We start from the raw sequence: 17081 nt of genomic DNA, 5'->3' as shown, positions 1-17081 counted from the left end.
CGTTAGATTAACGTAAGATCTGCTCGGAAGCACGGAGTACCATGCCCCGCCCCGCCCTATGCCCCCCTCCACGATTGTTATTGGTGCCGGTCCTGCCGGACTGTCTGCGGCCTATCACCTCAGCAAGCTCGGATTTCCGGTCACGGTGCTGGAAAGTGACCCGCAGTACGTGGGCGGCATTTCGCGTACGGTGCAGTTCAAGGGCTTCCACTTCGACATTGGCGGACACCGCTTCTTCTCGAAGTCGGAACGCATCGAGGCCCTGTGGCGGGAGATCCTCCCGAATGACTTCCTCGAGCGGCCCCGCTCCAGCCGGATTCTCTACAACGGGCATTTCTTCGCCTATCCGCTGAAGCCGATGCAGGCGCTGTTCGACTTGGGCGTATTCGAGTCAGTTCGCTGCGTGCTGTCGTACGCCTACGCGCGCCTGCGGCCGATCCGGAATCCGCGCAGCTTCGAAGAGTGGGTGACCAACGAGTTCGGGTCGCGACTGTACCAGATCTTCTTCAAGACCTACACCGAAAAGGTCTGGGGGATGAGCTGCACCGACATCTCAGCCGACTGGGCGGCACAGCGCATCAAGGGCGTATCGCTCTTCTCGGCCGTAATGTCGGCGCTGACTCCGGCCGCGCTCAAAGGCGGCACGATCAAAAGCCTGATCAGCACCTTCCGGTATCCGCGACTGGGCCCCGGCATGCTCTGGGATGCGTGCGCTAACGCCGTGCGCGAGCAGGGCGGCACGGTCACGCTGGGTCGTACCGTCGTAGACCTGCGCTACGACGAGGCCACTCGAAAGTGGACTGTGGGCCACACCGCCCCCAGCGGCGATCGACAGGAGCTGTCGGCCGATCACGTCATTTCGTCGGCGCCGCTACGTGAAATCGCCCAGTCGCTGTCACCGGCGCCGTCGGCGACGCTGACCGCGGCGGCGAAGCAGTTGGGCTATCGCGATTTCCTCACGGTCGCGCTGGTCCTGAAGGAGCGTGAACGCTTCGCTGACAACTGGATTTACGTGCACGACTCCAGCGTGAAGGTGGGACGCATCCAGAACTTCAAGTCGTGGTCGCCGGAGATGGTGCCTGATCCTTCGCTGACCTGCTACGGGCTCGAGTACTTCTGCTTCGAGGGCGACGGGCTCTGGACGTCGACCGACACGGCACTGATCGCGCGGGCATCGGACGAGCTCGTAAAGCTTGGACTCGCTGATCGCGACGACGTACTGGAGGGATGCGTGGTACGTCAGCGCAAAGCCTATCCCGTGTACGACGACGCCTATGCCACGCATGTGCAGACGATTCGCGACGAACTTGCCGAGCGATATCCCAACTTGCATCTCGTGGGTCGAAACGGCATGCACAAGTACAACAATCAGGACCACGCGATGATGACCGCGTTGCTCACGGCCGAGAACATCGTAGCCGGACAGGCGCTGCACGATCCGTGGCGCGTGAACGAAGACGCCGAGTACCACGAGGAAGTGGGGAGCAACGCCGGCGCGTCAGGGCTACGCGCGGTCCCGACACGAGTGGGCGTCACACAGCCATGAGTTACGATCAAGACTCTCGCTGTAAGTACTTCATGCGAGACACGATCACTGCTAATTCGTCGGACCGGCGGCGAACCGATGATAGTACCAGCCCACCGATAGCGCTGACGGCCGACAGCAACACGAGACCTACGGCGAGAACCGCAAGTGGCAGTCGCTGAACAAGGCCTGTCTCAAAATATTCGATGACCGGAAAGGAACCGGCCACAAGCCCAAGCGCTAAGAATGAGAGACTCACGATCCCGAAGAACGTCAGCGGTCGATAGTCTCGGAAGAATGCCAGCAACGTCAGCAGGATTCGATAGCCGTCATGAAACGTTCGCAGCTTGCTGACGGTACCTGCCTGCCGCGCTCCATACGGAGTCGGGATCTCGACAATCCGAAAGCCGTTCACGAGCGACTGGAGTGAGAGCTCCGACTCGATCTCGAAGCCGTGCGCGATCAGCGGCAGCGCGTCCAGCAGTTGCCTCGATAGCACTCGATAGCCAGAAAACAGATCGTTCGTACGCAGGCCGAACAACAGACGTACGATCGCGATAAACAATCGATTGCCGAAGCCGTGCGCACGCGGGAACGCTCCATTCTCAGACTCCTCCAAGCGCGTTCCGATCACCATGTCGGCACCGTCGGCTCTGGCCTGGAGCATGGCCCCCACATGCCGTGCGCTGTAGGTACCGTCGCCATCCACCATGACCACGCTGTCAGCAGCTCTAGCCTCGTTGAATCCGCGAATAAGCGCGTGGCCCTTGCCGAGTCGCGTTTCGCGGACGACGCGCGCACCGGCGGCAGCGGCGATCGACGCCGTTCCGTCGTGGGACGAGTTGTCAACGACAACGATCAGCGCATCAGGCAGTTCACGCCGAAAATCGGCGACGACAGTCCCGATACTCTTCGCCTCGTTGTGACATGGAATAACCACAGCGACCAGAGGTGCTGAGCTGCGCGCTACTGGGGAAGAAACCATCTGCCCTCGCTCCGAGGTCGAATGTCGGTCACTTGCGGCCATCGCTGACGCATGCAGCGCCGTTCGGTCGGTCATTCATCCATTTCCGTCTCGCCCAGACTCCCACTGCGGCTGCAGCATCAGCGCCTGGCGTGATGGCAATGCGCTGCCACGAACTGTCTGCGTCGATCACGGCCGCCACGGCATGCGTTGCAGGCAGCAGCACCACATCGCCATGTCGCCACGGGGGATAGACGACCGCACCGTACCGAAGTTGCTGGCCCGCCTCGGCGCGCGTTACCGAGTCAGGAAAAATCGTTCGCCCGTCCACCGACCACGACACCGACGGCACCCTCCACGCCAGATAGCTGCCGTCGTCGAACACGGTAGTCCCGCGTGCCACGCCCCCCGCGGAATCAGCACCCGCCGTAGCACATGTTAACCAGCGCACCGCCGGCGCCAGCGCCTTGGCCTCGGGATGCGGCAACCCATCCACAGGGCCCAGCAGCTCACGCGCCTTCAACGCATGCCCGATCGGTGCGAACACCGCCACCACCCACGCGCCCACCACCGCGCGCCGCGTGGATACGAGCGTGGGCAGCGGGATACTCGCCAACGCCAACGCCACCACCGGCATCGCGAGTAGCCACCAGAGCAACAGCCCCCGTATCGCCAATCCGAATAGCCCGAGCCCGGCCAGCCATGCCATCCCCAGCCACCACCGCTCGCGCTGTGGCAATCGCGCGTAGAAGGGCAACAGCGGCAACACGAGTAGTCCGCCCGCCACGAGCTTCGTGCCCACCGCGGCCTTGATCAGAAAGCCGAACCCCGGCTCGAGCTCCATGATCGGCGACGCGGCGCCCAAGAGCGCGTTGGCACCGAGATTGAGCCGCAGGATGTCCAAGAGATGCAGCGCGTTCGGCGTACAGAGCCATCCCACCACCGTGCTCGCGACAAACGCCGCCACGCGACTCAACCGAAACCGCTCCGCTCCCAACAGCACCACCACCGGCACGATCGTAAGCGGAAACAGCAAGTGCGAGTTCACCGCCAACGCCGCCGCCAGCAGCGTCATGACCAGTCCCGCTACCGGCGACGTCGCACTCCGCAGCCGGTACGCCGCCGCCCACGCCATCGGCAGCGCGATCGCCAGCACCAGCTGCGGCCGAGTGGCCGGCTGCACCAATAGCCATAGGATGACGTGCACTGACAGCATCAACCGCGTGGCCCACAGCGACCAGCGCGCCGCCCGCGCCAGGTCCCACACGGCCACCACCGCGCCCGCCACGGTCACCGCATGCACCACCGAGACTCCGACCAGCCCCATCACCCGGCGCGCGCCCTCATAGGCGACTTCGGGCAGCCACGAGTAGGCGAAGAACGGCGCGCCCATGCGCGTCCAGGCAAAGGGCTCGGTGAGCGGCAGCCGTCCGTGATCGAGGATCCAGGCGCCTGTCGCCAAGTGCATGGGCAGGTCGGCGTCGTCGAGCGGCATTAAAAGTGCCGCGCACACTGCCACCAGCAGGCACAGGCCGATGTCCCAGCCAAAAGCCGGTTTAAAGCTGAGCTCGGCAAACTCCGAACCCGTATTAGTTTGATGTTGTGACTTCTTCATCTGTTGCCATTCGCGTGGACCACGTCCGAAAGGCCTACGCCAATCACGTGGCCGTGCGTGACGTCTCCCTGTCAGTGCCCAAGGGTACGGTATACGGCCTGCTCGGCCCCAACGGCGCCGGGAAGACGACGACTATCCGGATGATTCTCAACCTCATGGTGCCCGACTCGGGACACATAGAGGTACTGGGGAAGGCAGCCGGCGACCCGTCCGTCTCCGATCGTGTCGGATATCTGCCGGAAGAGCGCGGACTCTACCGCAAGATGGAGGTCCGCCGCGTTCTTCGCTTCCTTGGGCGGCTGAAAGGACTGCCCACCAAGGAAGCCGACAAGCGGATCGACCTCTGGCTCGATCGGGTCGGGCTGCGCACGGCCACCCAGGACTGGGGCAGCGCCAAGGTGGAAGACCTCTCCCGCGGCATGCAGCAGAAGGTGCAATTCGTGGGCACCATGCTGCACGAGCCGGAATTGGTGATTCTCGACGAACCGTTCAGTGGTCTCGATCCGGTCAATGCCCAGGTGCTCAAGGACACTGTGCTCGATCTGCGTCGCGAAGGCCGCACGGTGATTTTCAGTACCCACCTCATGGACAACGCCGAACGCATGTGCGATGCGGTCGCCATTATCGCGCGCGGTGAAGTGGTGGCTGACGGCGCCATGAGCGCGCTCAAGAAGCAATACGGCGGACCGGGACGCGTGAGCATCGAGTTCGCCGGCAACGGTCGCGATCGCGCCCGCGCGGTCCTCGAGAACACGTTGCTGGTGGCGTCCTTCGACGACAACGGGCAACGCGTCGAGCTCGATCTCGCCGCCGGCGCGACTACCCAGCAGTTGCTGGGTCAGCTCGTCGCGCACGACGTCGAGATCGTGAAATTCGATCGCTCCGAAGCCTCGTTGCATCGGATCTTCCTGGAACGTGTTGGCGCAACCGGCGTCGAAGCGGGGCTCAGTGGCAATGGGTAAGCTCTACGCCGTCATCTCACGCGAGTTCGGCGAGCGCGTGCGCTCGCGCTGGTTCCTACTGACCACGCTGTTCGGACCGTTCCTGTTCGCCGCGCTCACGCTTGGACCGCCCTGGCTCGCGTATCGCTCCGCGCGTTCAGTCGATCTCTCGGCCATGGTGATTGTCGATGCGACGGGGAAGGACGTCGGTGCCGGAATCGCCACCGAGCTTGCCGGTGGCTTGATGGGCACGTCGAAGGCCCCGAAAGTGCTGGCCACCTCAAACGTGACCACCACGAAAACGCTCGATTCGCTACGCGTCGAGATCGCCGCCGACCGCTTGCCTGCTGTCGCCTACCTCGATGCAAATTCGATCGAGTCGGGCGCCGTGTCGGTGCTGCTATCGAGCAGCGCGCCGATTTCGACGTCGGAGCGGCTCGAAAAAGCCATCGAGCGCGAGTTGCTGCGGCAGCGCGTGGCATCGACTGGGCTCGACGCCGAATCCGCGCTCAAGCTGGCGCAGGTGCGGGTGGCCATGAAGGTGGAGCGCGTGATGCGCGACGGCCGCACGGGATCGGCCCAGGTGAACCTGATTTTCGGCGCCGGTGTGGCCGTGCTGCTGTACATTGTGATCGTGCTGTACGGGCAGATCGTGCTGCGCAGCGTGACCGAAGAAAAGCAGTCGCGCGTGTCGGAGCTCGTGTTGGCCAGCGTGTCGCCGCGCATTCTGCTCTCGGGCAAGGTGCTGGGCATCGGCGGCGTGGCCCTGGTGCAGCTCGGTTTCTGGACGACGTCGATGGTCACGCTCATGGCAAACCGCGGACGCATTCTTTCCGCGCTTGGTGTGGCGTCGTCCAGCATGACGCTCCCGTCGGTGTCATGGACGGACATGATTCCGTTGTTCGCGTACTTCCTGCTTGGCTACGTGCTGTATGCCGCGCTCTTCGCGGCGGTCGGCAGCATCGTGAGCTCCGAGCAGGAGGCGCAGCAGGCGCAGACGCCCGTGCTCATGCTGCTGGTGGGCAGTGTAGCGCTGTTGCAGCCGGCCCTCGCCGACCCCGACGGCCCGATCGCCCGCACGCTGTCGATGGTGCCGTTCTCGTCGCCGATCATCATGCCATTGCGACTGGGCTTGGTGGCCGTGCCGGCATCGGAACTCGTCGTGTCGATCGGCCTGCTGTCGTTGCTGGCGATCGGTGCGATGGTCGCCGCGGGGCGTCTCTATCGCACGGCGTTGCTGATGTATGGCAAGCGCCCGACGATCCGCGAAATCATCCGATGGATCCGACTGGACGGGTAACCGTGCTAGTTCGCGCCAGTCGCCATTTTGGTACTCGGCGCGATGCAGTTGGTGGGCAGACGCAGATAGCGCAATAGCGGTTCGTTGGCCAATCCCACCCGACGCGGATCGCGGCAGGAAATACGTAGCAGGGCCTGCTGCGCGGCCGCGGGCGTGGTGAGACTGTTCGCCACCGCGGCGCGCAGCACGAGGTCGAGCCAGCCGGCCGAATCGAGGCTGCTCGCCGTCATGAGAGGCTTCACGCGGGTGCGTGCACGGACGGTGTCACGCACCGCCACATCGATCAGCGCGCCGGTGAGCTCGCCCCAATCGGCACGCCCGAGCCGCGAAGCCACTTCGGCATCACCCCATCCTTCGCGCAACTCGCCAAGGTTGCTGCGCACGATGGCGCGCCACACGTAGGCGGGGGCGTGCGTGGCGTCGAGCGCAATAGCGCGATTCAGCACGCGACAGGCGACCACGCGATCGCCCACGCGTCGCTCGAGATCGGCGCGAACCATAAGCGCGTCAATGCTGCGCTCGGTGACGGCGGCCGACGCTCGCACGATCCGCAGCGCGTCGTCGTCGTGCCCAAGGGCACGGGCGACACGCGCATCGAGTTCCACAGTGGCCGGATCGTCGGGCGCCAACGCGCGAAGTGCGGCCACAATCGGCTGTGCCAGCGCGGGCGTTCCCTTGTGCAGGTAGAGTCGCCCCATCAGCGCAAGCGCTTGCGGGTCGTAGGGCTCCTTGAGCAGCACCGCGCCAATCGACCAGAGTCCCGTTTGCACCAGCTGCGCACGCGCGCGATCTGAATGCTCGACCCAGTCCAACTGACGCACACTCAGTTCCGCCAATCGATAGCGCGCCGCGATGAACTCGCGATCGAGTACGATTGCCCGCTGCAGCGCACTGTCGGCGCGCTGAAGCCGAGCACGATCGAAGGCTTCGACCTCGGCGAGTCCGCGCAGGAACGAGAGAATGGCGTCGGGTGAGCGGGAATGCAGGCGGTCGCGCGCGGCCGGCTTGGTGGCGGTACGCCCAAGCGCGCGCGTCATCACCGACGTCATCGCATTGACGAGACTATCCACCGCACCAACCGGCTCGCTCGCGAGGCCGCTTGACGTCTGCTTGCCGGAGCGCGCGTCGACGAGGCGCCAGTCGATGACTGAGCGATCGTCGCGACGCTGCACGGTGCCCACCAGCACGTACCGCACGCCCAACACGCGACCTTCCGCCACCGCGCTGGCCGCATCGGCGCTGCCCGATCCACCGCTCACGCCGCGTGAGCGCACGTCGATCGACAGCGTTTGACGAATGCGCTCGGCCACCAGCTTGCCGAGGGCACGCGCAAGAAATGCATCGTCGGTATCGGATGCGAGACCAGCCGCGAAACGGATCAGTACCCGAGAATCGGCCACCGCGCTGTCCGGCTGCACGGTGACGGTGCGTTCACCGCACTGCGAGGCCGGAGTCGGATCGAGTCCCTGCGCACGAGCACCCGACGCACAGAGTGCGGCGAGCGCGAGGGCGGCGGCGCCCGGCGCGAGGAAGGTGCGCATGCGGATGGTCAGCGAACCAGGATGAGGCGCTGAGCAATCGACGCCTGATTTCCCAGAGTCGTACTGCCACGAAGGTCGGCGAAGTCGGGATTGACATACCCCAACAACGTTCCCTCACTGAACGCACTCCACGCGGCGGGACTTACCTTGCTCGAAGTGCAGGTGTTACCACCGCCGCCACCGTTGTTGCCGTTGTTGCCGTTGTTGCCGTTGCCACCGCCGTTACCGTTGCCACCGCTGGCACCCCGTCGGTAACACTGGATTACGAACTCGCCCATCATGGCTACAGTGACCGGCGCCGAACTGCCATTCCCCACGAATACGGGAGTCGATGTGTAGGCGACCAGAACGCTGACACCGGGGACGGTGCCCGTCGCAAGATCGAAGCAGGTATCCGAACCGTTTTGAAAACGGCACGTTGAAATAACGATCGACTCAGTCGTCTTGGAATCGATATTATTTCCGGGCTTATCGGATTCGTCAGCACCCACAGCTGTCGATGTATTTGAACACGTCACGTCTTCAACGGCATCCTGGTACTGACGCATGCCATTCCCATTGATCCGAAGCGCGTTCCAATTTCCATTTGGGGTGGCATTCGGAACCTGGCCGTTTCCGCTGTACGGCGGCGCAATGATAATGGTTCGGTCTAGTATGGAAAGATTGCGAAGGGTTACGAGCTCCGCTGACGTCAGGGGGCGAATAGGACTGGCACTGGCGCCCACCAGCTGTAGTACAGAAGACATGGGCATTCCCCAGGGCTTCAGGCAGGTCGAGGACGCGACATTCGCGATCCACGCGATCGCACGACGCTGCGGCGCTGGACTGACCGTGCTAATGATTCGCCCGAACAACAGGCCAGTGGAGCGCGACGCAGTGACCTGCACGGCATTCGCGTTAGTCCACGCGTTCAGAATTGTAGCCTTCGGATTGGCGTCGGGGTCCCAAAACACCGGCTTCACATCATCAGCCCCAAGAGTAACCGGCTGGTTCAGCGCTTGATTTGAGGCCGCAAAAGTGGACGTGACACCCGAGGGATCGGTCCCGGGATTGTATTGCAATTGCAGCGCCCCACGCAGCGCCGCCGCGTCCGCACCGGTCTGCAGCTCGTTTGTGCCCACATACAACCGGCTCAAATCGATGGCGAACGCGGCGAGGCCAACGAGCGCCAGCGCGAACACCGCCACGAACACAAGCGTCGCACCGCGACGAGGCCGACCTGATACAACTCGCTGCTTCCGACGCATAGTCCGCCTCCCCGCGGAAAGTGACAACGTACTACCCGACTCAATCGAGCCGGCCTACTTACTCAAATTACCGAGCTGGCTCACGACGGTCAGAGCTGCCGGACCGACGATCACCGCCAGCAGCGCCGGCAACAGAAACAACGCCAGCGGAAAGATCATCTTCAGAGCGGCCTCGGCCGCCTTTTTCTCGGCCTTCTGCCGTCGACGGACGCGCAGGGAATCGGAGTTGACCCGCAACACGCGGGCGATGGACGTACCCAACCGCTCGGTCTGCACCATGCTCGACACGAGCGTCCGCAGTTCATCGACGCCGGTGCGCTGGGCCAACGTTTGTAACGCGCGATCGCGCGGCATGCCGGCATTTACGCGACGCACGACCTGCGCAAACTCCAGTGCGAGTTCGGGGCGCACATTGGCCAAATCGCGAGCCACGCGAATGATTGCCGCGTCAAGCGACACGCCCGCTTCCACACAGACCACGAGCAGGTCGAGCGCGTCGGGTACTGCGCGACGGATCCGGTCCTGTCGATTCTGTGCGAGCCGATCGACGACCGCCTGTGGACCGGCGATGCCTGCCACCACACCCATGACGATCGACACCGTAAGCCACATCGGCTCGTCACGTGGCGCGGCCACAAAGGCGAGCACCGGCAGAAGCAGCGCGGCGGCGATGCGAATGGCCGAGAATATGACCGGCGCGGCGGAACCGTCGAAGCCCGCATGCACCAATTTGGTCGAGCTCGCATCATCCGAGATCAAACCCTCGGGCATTCTCTCACGTAGCCAGGCCGCCAAACGCGATGAGGCTTTGGCGTCTTCATTCAGCAGCAGGCGCTCGGCCATGCGGCTCGGATCCGACTCGGGCGACACGCGCTGCATGGTCTCGCGGCGCTCACGCTCCGAGATCGCAACGTACACGATGGTACACACCGCCAGGATGACGGTGCCGACCAAGAAAAGCAGGGATAGTGGAAGATCACCCATTACATGTCCACGCTGGCGATGCGTTCCATGATGAGATAGCCGATGACCACGGAAACGAACGCGTACACGATCAGCCCCTTACCGAGTACGTCGGTAAACAGCGGCTGCATGTACTCGCGATTGATCGTGTAGATGATACCGAACATTACGAAGGGCATGGCCGCCAGCACCCGGGCCGACATCTTGGGCTCGGCGGTAAGCGTGGCCAGATTCGCCTGAAACTTGAGACGCTCGCGAATGATGCTCGAAATATTCGAGAGCAGCTCGACCAGGTTACCGCCCGTTTCGCGCTGCAAAATGAGCGACGTCACGAACAGGCGGGCCTCTTCGGTACCGATGCGCTCCTGCATGGCCAGCAGCGCGGTGCGTACATCCACACCCAGACGCTGCTCATCGTAGAAGCGAAGAAATTCGCCACGCAAAGGTGCAGGAGACTCACGCCCCACGAACTCCATGGCCGCCTGCAGGGAATATCCGGCTCGCAGCGCATTCGTCATGAGGTCGAGCGCGTCGGGAAAGGCCACCTCGAACTGTCGCATCCGCTTTTTCTGGCGACGACGCAACAGTAACCACGGGATAAACGCAAAAAAGAACGCGCCGACGAAATTGACCACGCCACCGATCAGGAACTGAACGAGCGTGAGGCCTATCATGGCCGACAACAACGTGAACAACACGAACTCACCGGGCTTCTGCCGCGATCCGGCGTGCGCGAGCTCCTTCTCCAGCTTGACCGTGATGTTGCGACCGGAGAGCAGCTCGTTGAGCGTCTTGAAATCGGAAACGCGCTCGTCGCGGAGGATGGAGATCGGCATATCGCTGCGCAGGATGCCGCCAACCTCACCCACGCGCACGCGCGCCGCATCCGCCGCCGAGAGTCGCCGGCGATTGGCGAACACGAAGCCGCCGACCACAAGGAGCATGGCTCCGAGGAACACCAGAGTGAGAACGAGCGCGGTCATGCCGGGAGTCCGCCCTCGCCGAGTAGCCCGACCGCGCCCGGTCCAGCGTGACTCACGGCACCGAACGCGAACGTCTCGGCCGGAAGGTCAATACCGCGGGCGAGAATCGCTTCCATGAACAAGGGACGCACGCCGGTCGCTTCGAAGTTGCCGAGCACCGTACCGTCGTCGGCAACGCCGCGTCGGCGGTAGCGGAAGATCTCCTGGGTCGTGATCACGTCGCTTTCCATCGAGGTCACCTCCGTGATGCTCGTGATGCGACGCGTGCCGTCGGACATACGCGAGACCTGCACGATCACGTGAAGCGCCGACGCCATCTGCTCGCGGATGGCACGCGTGGGCAGCGCCGTGCCGGCGAACAGCACCATCGTTTCGAGACGCGCGAGCGCGTCGCGCGGTGTGTTCGCGTGCACGGTGGTAAGCGAACCTTCGTGGCCGGTGTTCATGGCCTGCAGCATATCGAGCGCTTCGCCGGACCGGACTTCGCCAATGATGATGCGATCAGGACGCATACGCAGGGCGTTCTTGACGAGGTCGCGCGCACTGACCTCACCGCGTCCTTCCGTATTCGGTGGGCGTGTCTCAAGCCGCACCACGTGTGCCTGCTGCAGTCGAAGCTCGGCCGCGTCTTCGATGGTGACGAGGCGTTCTGTGCCCGGAATGAAGCTGGACAACGCGTTCAGTACAGTCGTCTTGCCGGAGCCGGTACCACCTGATACCAGAACGTTCAGGCGGGCGACCACGCACGCAGCGAGCAATCGCAGCATCGGCGCCGACAGCGCGCCCAGCTCCACCAGTCGACGCGGTCCGAGCGAGGCACCGAAGCGACGAATCGAAAGCACGGGACCATCGATCGCCAACGGCGGGATGATGGCGTTCACACGCGAGCCGTCGGCAAGACGGGCGTCGACCATCGGCGACGACTCGTCGACACGTCGACCAACCTTGCTCACGATGCGATCGATGATCGTGAGCAGATGGGCGTTGTCGCGGAAGGTGATGTTGGTTCGTTCCAACCGACCACGCCGCTCCACGTACACCGATTTCGGGCCGTTCACCAGAATGTCGGACACCGACGGATCGCGCGTGAGCGGCTCGATGGGGCCGAGACCCGTCACTTCCCACACGATCTGCTCGACCACTTCATCGCGCTCGGCGGCCGACAACGGCGCCTGCTCGATGCGGAGGAACTCGAGTACTGCAGCGCGAATCTGCTGCGTGAGCGCAGACTCGTCGCGAATTTTTTCGAGTGCAGCCAGATCGAGACGATCGATCAGTTTCTGGTGCAAGTCGCGCTTGAGCAGGTCAACGGGTGTCAGCACGCCGTTGTCCACTTCCTTCTTCTCTTCCGGCTGCGGCAGTCCCTGCAACGGATCGACGACGCCTTCCGTCGGTACGACGCCGTTACCGTTGCCGTTGCCGTTGGTGCCATCGGCGGACGCCCCAGACGGAGTTGGCCGTTTGCCCAGAAGTCGGTCGCGTAGTGAGCGTTCCACGGTCACTTCCTCAGTTTGCCGAGTAGTCGCCCGAATCCGGCGCGGGCAGCCGGCAAGACTTCGCTGCTGCCAGACACGAGTCCCTTCTGACCCATCAATCTCACGGCGAGCAGGTGATACGCTTCGATCAGCGCTTGTGCGCCAGGGCCGGCAGAATTGGCCGTGATCGGAACTCCTCGAGTCTGCGCGTCGGCCACGACCTGATAGGCGTTGGGCAAGCGGAAGTCGACTGAACGACCCAGTGCCTTGGCCACATCGGGCCATGGCATGACGTCGCCGGCGCCCACACGATTGGCCACCAGCAGCACCTTTTCCGCCGGAAAGTCGAGCTGACCGAACAGCGTGAGGGCGCGCTTCACTTTGCGCAGCCCCGCCACCGTCACCTGAAACACCATCACGATCCGATCGGCGCCGTCGAGTGCGGCGATCGTACGCGGTGAAACCGAGTGCTCGACGTCCATGACGGTGTACGTGTACGTGGAGCGCATCAGCGTCATGATGCGCTGCACCGCTTCCGGCGTCACTTCCTCGCCCAGTTCAAGATCGCTGGTTCCCGCCAGCACATCCATGCCGTCGGCCACGCTCTCCACGATCGACTGCAATGACTCGTGGTCGGCGCGATCGAGCTTGCGCACCAGTTCGCCGAGATCGTAGGCTGGCGCGAGATTGAGCTGGGTGGCGACGTCGCCGAGGCCAACGACAAGGTCGGCCACGGCCACGCGTCCGGCCGGCTTTCGGAGCGCGAGCGCATGGGCCAGGTTCACCGCTACAGTGGTCACACCGGCCCCGCCGGCAGGACTGTACACCGCGGTGACGTGTCCGCCCTTTGGTGCACGTTCCCAGCGCGACTCGAGTCGAGCCAGTGCCGCGGCGAGCTCCCCCGCGTCGGCGGGCGCCACCAGGAACTCCGACAGACCTCGACGAAAACCGCCGAGGATGAGATCACTGTTGGCCGTCGGCGCCGTGCCGATCGCCGCCAAGGCCGGCCGTTCACGCAACATCGTTTCGACATCGTCGAGCGCGAAGTTGGCCGAAAGCAGCGGCAAAATGATCAGATCGGCGCCGACTTCCGGCGCCGTAGCAACCAGTGCTTCAACACTATCGACTTCAATGGGCCTGCCAAAACCGGCCCCCGTGAAAACGGGGACCAGTGGTGTCAGGGGGCCCAGCGCATCACGAACGATGACCGCACGACGCATCAGGAAGACCGGGAGAGCAAGGAGCCTAGCATCACAAATGTCATCACTGCGGCGGGAGACGCTTCTTGAGCGCTTCGAGAGCCGGGGTGAGACTGTCGGGCGTCAGCTTGATGGTGCGACTGCCGCGCGAGGCATTCGGATTGATGAGCGTCGGCGTGACCACCACGAGCAATTCCGATTCGGCGTTCTGCCAGCGATTGCTGGAAAAGAGCGCACCAAGAATAGGGAGATTCATGAGCCCCGGAATGCCAGTACGCACCGACTCCCGCTCTTCGTTGAAGAGCCCGGAAATCACGAGGCTTTCCCCTGGACGCACGTCGAGCGTGGTCTCAACGCGCCGCACGCGAATGGCGGGAATGCGGAAGCCGGAAAGCAGCACGGCGTTGCCAAAGTCCAGGCTCGAGACTTCCGGCGTGACCTTCAGCTTCACCAGCGAATCCGACATGACTTCGGCGCGAAACTTGAGTTGTACGCCATACGGACGGTACTGGATGGTAATAAACGTCTGCCCGCCCTGTCCCGGCTGCGCGATCGGCACCGGCAACTCGCCGCCGGCCAAAAAGCTGGCTTCTTCACGATTCCCGGCGATCAGCGTGGGCTCGGCCAACGAGCGCGCGCGTCCAGCCTGCTGCTGCGCGTCGAGAAAGGCCGTGATATCCGTGGTCCCGAAGTTCAACAGCGCACCCACGAAGCGAGTGGACGACGAACCGGCAATGCCATCGCCCGTCACGTTCGGGGCGAGCACGCCCGTACCACCGATCGTGTTACCACTCTTCGCATCGTAGCGAGCGGAGATACCGATTTCGTACAGTGCATCCCGACGCACTTCGGCGAACTTCACGCCAAGCGCGATCTGGCGGGAGTCGGTAGCCTGGAACACCGACACCCGCAGATGACGACGGCCGAGGACCGGACCCGACAGCAGCACGTCGGTTTCACCGATCGCTTTGGCGTTGAGCACGACGCTGCGCTCATTGAGCACGACAACATCGGCAATGGCCGGGTTGGCCAGCGTGACTTGCGTGACCGCCGCGGTGAGGTCGAGCGGCATGGACCGACCGACCGACATCGTGATCGTTTCGATGGGCGTCACCGACGTGGCTGCCTGTGCCGCCAACGCCGTGACACTGATCGGTGAGGCGACTGAGCCGAGTACGAGCGCCGCCACGGTCACCGCTGAATTCAAAGCACGCATGAAGTCTCCAGAAAATCGAAATCGAAATGACATCGCAACGTGGGCGTCGCGTATCACTCAGCGAAGGGGCGACGGGGGCATGGAGTCGCGTCGGCGCTGTTCGGCGCGACGGAGTGAATCGCGACGCACGCTGTCGCGCGCCTGTTCGAACTTGAGCGACGACAGCTGGTCGCCACGGTAAATGCGCACGACCACCGAGTCGGTCTTTTCCGGAATAGGCACGTTCGCCACCGGCACAGGCGTCGGGGCCGGACGTGCCGGCGCGCGCGACACCCGTGCCGGCGCCGGAGCGGGCGCTGGCGGCGGCCCGTTGTCGACCTGCGTGAGGAGATCGCCACGCTTAGCGCCGGTGGTCTGCACGGAGTCGGGATCGCCATAGCCGCGAAGCACGAGCTGAATGGCACCTTCGCGCACGGCCAACGCGAGGCGCTCGGCCTCGGCCGGCGTGACTTCCAGCGTCGCCGTGGGCGCGTTGATCGGTCTGCCGTCTTCGCCTCGCGCGATATTCGAGCCGATCGAGAGGATGCGCATATTGCTCATGAACAGCTTCGACACCTGCGCGCCCTGCGCCGTGGCGTCACGCGTGGTGAGCATGACGTCGACGCGCGAGTTCGGCTGCACCATGCCCGAGATGCCGGCGACGTCGTCGATGCGCACCGACATCGCGCGCTTGCCGGGGAGAATCTTCACTTCGATGCCGCCAGCAGTGCCGTCGGGGGCGAGACGCCCTGGCACGATCGCTTCACCCTTGAAGATGGGGATGCGCGAGACGCGTCCGACAACAGAGTCGGGCGACGTGTAGGAACCGGCCGGCACCGCAGCCACCGGCAACTGCACCACGGCCAAGGTCGCGGCGGTGAGCGCGGTGCCTTCGGGCACGTCGGCCGAGGCAATCACGACGTTTTGTGTGGCCACGCGGCTGCTGGCGCGCATGCCGTCAATGACGCGATACACCCCGAGCGTTGCCAAACCGGCAACGAGCAGGGCGACATAGAGCACGAAGCGATAACGACGGTCACCAAACATAGGTGGTCACGACAGAGGTATACGACAGGCGGTGTCCCGTAGGACACCACTCACGGAGCACGTTCCCACCGATAGACGGCGCTAGCCTGCAATTGGATACTCCGGTTTCCACCGAGCAGTTTGAAGAGAGGTGTGACCGGCGTAAATGGATAGTTCTGGATTTTCACGGTGATACTTGGCGGAGCCGCCGTACACGCCGCCGAGCTTGGCGTGACGATGATGGTGTTGGTGGCCGGCGCAGCATCCCCAACGGACGAGAAATAGCTCGTCACTCGCGACTTGATCGCGGTCTCGCTTGCGGCGGTGCACGGGAACTCGAGCACCGCCCCGTAGCGCGCACCTTCACGAACCGCCGCTACCAAGTTGTTGCGCTGAAAAAAGGCACGGGCGAAATCGACGATGCCGAAGAGCAACAGCAACAGCACCGGCACAACGACCGCAAACTCCACGATCGGTCCCGCGTCGTGCTCACGAACAAATCGACGTAAAGAACGCTTCATGAGTGAGCAGTCCGGAATGCAGAACCAAAAGTGATCCACCAGGCCGTGGCGACACCGGCGGCGATGGCGAGGGCGTATGGTACACGATCGCGCGCTTCATATGGGCGCAGCTTCATAATCCACGGCGCGCGAACTGCCGTTGCCACCGTGTTGAGCGCACTCACGGCACCGTGCGACCGCAGCAACCAGAACGCTCCGAGCAGACCACCGAAAATGCCGGTGGCGAGCGACGCGACCAACGTGCCCTGCCAGCCCAACCACGCGGCACTCGCCGCCATCAATTTTACATCGCCAGCTCCCATCAATCGCAACGCGAACATTGGGAACCAGATTGCCAGCGCCAGTCCCACGCCCAACAACGACTGCCACAAACCGTCGGAAGCGCCTCGTGTCAGGACCGACGCGGAAAGGCCGGTCGCCAACACGCACAAATTGAGTACGTTGGCCACCCGGCGCTCACGGAGATCACTGATGACAGCGCCCGCCAGTAAAGTCCCCAACACGACCGATAACAACAGGACGCTTGACGTCGACGTTATCATGAAGCAAAGTTTATCTTATCGATTACCGGGGATCCGTTCGTCGC

The 17081-nt window shown here is 63.6% G+C and carries 15 protein-coding genes; 3 read left to right on the top strand and 12 right to left on the bottom strand.

All coding sequences use genetic code 11. The annotated features are described in order from the left end of the window. The first annotated feature begins 58 nt into the window (after window positions 1-58). Window positions 59-1546, top strand: coding sequence for an NAD(P)/FAD-dependent oxidoreductase (locus HKW67_RS20700; RefSeq protein ID WP_171227200.1), 1488 nt, complete (start codon window positions 59-61; stop codon window positions 1544-1546). Between the two features lie 7 nt (window positions 1547-1553). Here HKW67_RS20700 and HKW67_RS20695 read toward each other — a convergent pair whose 3' ends face one another. Both HKW67_RS20695 and HKW67_RS20690 read right to left on the bottom strand, forming a co-directional pair. After that, window positions 1554-2552, bottom strand: a complete 999-nt coding sequence (locus HKW67_RS20695; protein WP_171227199.1) for a glycosyltransferase — start codon at window positions 2550-2552, stop codon at window positions 1554-1556. Further along, window positions 2539-4104, bottom strand: a complete 1566-nt coding sequence (locus HKW67_RS20690) for a hypothetical protein (protein WP_171227198.1) — start codon at window positions 4102-4104, stop codon at window positions 2539-2541. Before HKW67_RS20690 ends, HKW67_RS20695 begins: the two co-directional genes overlap by 14 nt. Between HKW67_RS20690 and HKW67_RS20685 the strand changes: the two genes are divergently transcribed. Then, window positions 4092-5066, top strand: a complete 975-nt coding sequence (locus HKW67_RS20685) for an ABC transporter ATP-binding protein (RefSeq protein WP_171227197.1) — start codon at window positions 4092-4094, stop codon at window positions 5064-5066. The two genes, HKW67_RS20690 and HKW67_RS20685, sit on opposite strands and share 13 nt — an antisense overlap. Next, window positions 5059-6345: an ABC transporter permease gene (locus tag HKW67_RS20680; protein WP_171227196.1), complete on the top strand. Its 1287-nt coding sequence runs from the start codon at window positions 5059-5061 to the stop codon at window positions 6343-6345. Before HKW67_RS20685 ends, HKW67_RS20680 begins: the two co-directional genes overlap by 8 nt. A 5-nt stretch (window positions 6346-6350) precedes the next feature. On the opposite strand, the gene HKW67_RS20675 is transcribed toward HKW67_RS20680, so the two are convergent. From HKW67_RS20675 to HKW67_RS20635, 10 genes are all read right to left on the bottom strand, one after another. Then, a complete protein-coding gene (locus tag HKW67_RS20675) occupies window positions 6351-7886 on the bottom strand; it encodes a hypothetical protein (protein ID WP_171227195.1) in 1536 nt (511 codons plus the stop codon). An 8-nt stretch (window positions 7887-7894) separates the two neighbouring features. Continuing rightward, window positions 7895-9079, bottom strand: a complete 1185-nt coding sequence (locus tag HKW67_RS22355) for a pilus assembly protein TadG-related protein (protein ID WP_206044522.1) — start codon at window positions 9077-9079, stop codon at window positions 7895-7897. Window positions 9080-9187: 108 nt separating this feature from the next. Further along, window positions 9188-10117 (bottom strand): type II secretion system F family protein, encoded by a 930-nt coding sequence (locus HKW67_RS20665; protein WP_171227194.1) that lies wholly within the window; start codon window positions 10115-10117, stop codon window positions 9188-9190. Next, window positions 10117-11079: a type II secretion system F family protein gene (locus HKW67_RS20660; protein ID WP_171227193.1), complete on the bottom strand. Its 963-nt coding sequence runs from the start codon at window positions 11077-11079 to the stop codon at window positions 10117-10119. The genes HKW67_RS20665 and HKW67_RS20660 overlap by 1 nt, the downstream gene beginning before the upstream one ends. Next, entirely contained in the window at window positions 11076-12440 is a 1365-nt protein-coding gene (locus tag HKW67_RS20655) for a TadA family conjugal transfer-associated ATPase (protein ID WP_425486263.1), read from the bottom strand. The genes HKW67_RS20660 and HKW67_RS20655 overlap by 4 nt, the downstream gene beginning before the upstream one ends. Before the next feature lie 137 nt (window positions 12441-12577). Then, entirely contained in the window at window positions 12578-13774 is a 1197-nt protein-coding gene (locus tag HKW67_RS22350) for a CpaE/TadZ family protein (RefSeq protein WP_206044520.1), read from the bottom strand. Window positions 13775-13817: 43 nt separating this feature from the next. Next, window positions 13818-14969, bottom strand: coding sequence for a type II and III secretion system protein family protein (locus HKW67_RS20650; RefSeq protein ID WP_171227191.1), 1152 nt, complete (start codon window positions 14967-14969; stop codon window positions 13818-13820). A gap of 57 nt (window positions 14970-15026) precedes the next feature. Then, on the bottom strand, window positions 15027-15995 hold the full coding sequence (gene cpaB, locus HKW67_RS20645; protein ID WP_171227190.1) for a Flp pilus assembly protein CpaB: 969 nt from the start codon (window positions 15993-15995) through the stop codon (window positions 15027-15029). A 50-nt stretch (window positions 15996-16045) separates the two neighbouring features. After that, window positions 16046-16495 (bottom strand): TadE/TadG family type IV pilus assembly protein, encoded by a 450-nt coding sequence (locus HKW67_RS20640; protein WP_171227189.1) that lies wholly within the window; start codon window positions 16493-16495, stop codon window positions 16046-16048. Then, the gene (locus tag HKW67_RS20635) at window positions 16492-17037 is read right to left on the bottom strand and encodes an A24 family peptidase (RefSeq protein ID WP_171227188.1); all 546 of its coding nucleotides are present in this window, start codon (window positions 17035-17037) and stop codon (window positions 16492-16494) included. Before HKW67_RS20635 ends, HKW67_RS20640 begins: the two co-directional genes overlap by 4 nt. Window positions 17038-17081: the final 44 nt, after the last annotated feature.

The organism is Gemmatimonas groenlandica (genome assembly GCF_013004105.1).
Lineage (GTDB): Bacteria > Gemmatimonadota > Gemmatimonadetes > Gemmatimonadales > Gemmatimonadaceae > Gemmatimonas > Gemmatimonas groenlandica.
This window is presented reverse-complemented; position numbering and strand designations above follow the sequence as displayed.

Excerpts from the sequence above, each read along its gene's own strand:
- HKW67_RS20700 (WP_171227200.1), top strand. The coding sequence starts at position 59 with ATGCCCCCCTCCACGATTGTTATTGGTGCCGGTCCTGCCGGACTGTCT.
- HKW67_RS20695 (WP_171227199.1), bottom strand. The coding sequence starts at position 2,552 with ATGGCCGCAAGTGACCGACATTCGACCTCGGAGCGAGGGCAGATGGTT.
- HKW67_RS20690 (WP_171227198.1), bottom strand. The coding sequence starts at position 4,104 with ATGAAGAAGTCACAACATCAAACTAATACGGGTTCGGAGTTTGCCGAG.
- HKW67_RS20680 (WP_171227196.1), top strand. The coding sequence starts at position 5,059 with ATGGGTAAGCTCTACGCCGTCATCTCACGCGAGTTCGGCGAGCGCGTG.
- HKW67_RS20675 (WP_171227195.1), bottom strand. The coding sequence starts at position 7,886 with ATGCGCACCTTCCTCGCGCCGGGCGCCGCCGCCCTCGCGCTCGCCGCA.
- HKW67_RS20665 (WP_171227194.1), bottom strand. The coding sequence starts at position 10,117 with ATGGGTGATCTTCCACTATCCCTGCTTTTCTTGGTCGGCACCGTCATC.
- HKW67_RS20660 (WP_171227193.1), bottom strand. The coding sequence starts at position 11,079 with ATGACCGCGCTCGTTCTCACTCTGGTGTTCCTCGGAGCCATGCTCCTT.
- HKW67_RS22350 (WP_206044520.1), bottom strand. The coding sequence starts at position 13,774 with ATGCGTCGTGCGGTCATCGTTCGTGATGCGCTGGGCCCCCTGACACCA.
- HKW67_RS20650 (WP_171227191.1), bottom strand. The coding sequence starts at position 14,969 with ATGCGTGCTTTGAATTCAGCGGTGACCGTGGCGGCGCTCGTACTCGGC.
- cpaB (WP_171227190.1), bottom strand. The coding sequence starts at position 15,995 with ATGTTTGGTGACCGTCGTTATCGCTTCGTGCTCTATGTCGCCCTGCTC.
- HKW67_RS20640 (WP_171227189.1), bottom strand. The coding sequence starts at position 16,495 with ATGAAGCGTTCTTTACGTCGATTTGTTCGTGAGCACGACGCGGGACCG.
- HKW67_RS20635 (WP_171227188.1), bottom strand. The coding sequence starts at position 17,037 with ATGATAACGTCGACGTCAAGCGTCCTGTTGTTATCGGTCGTGTTGGGG.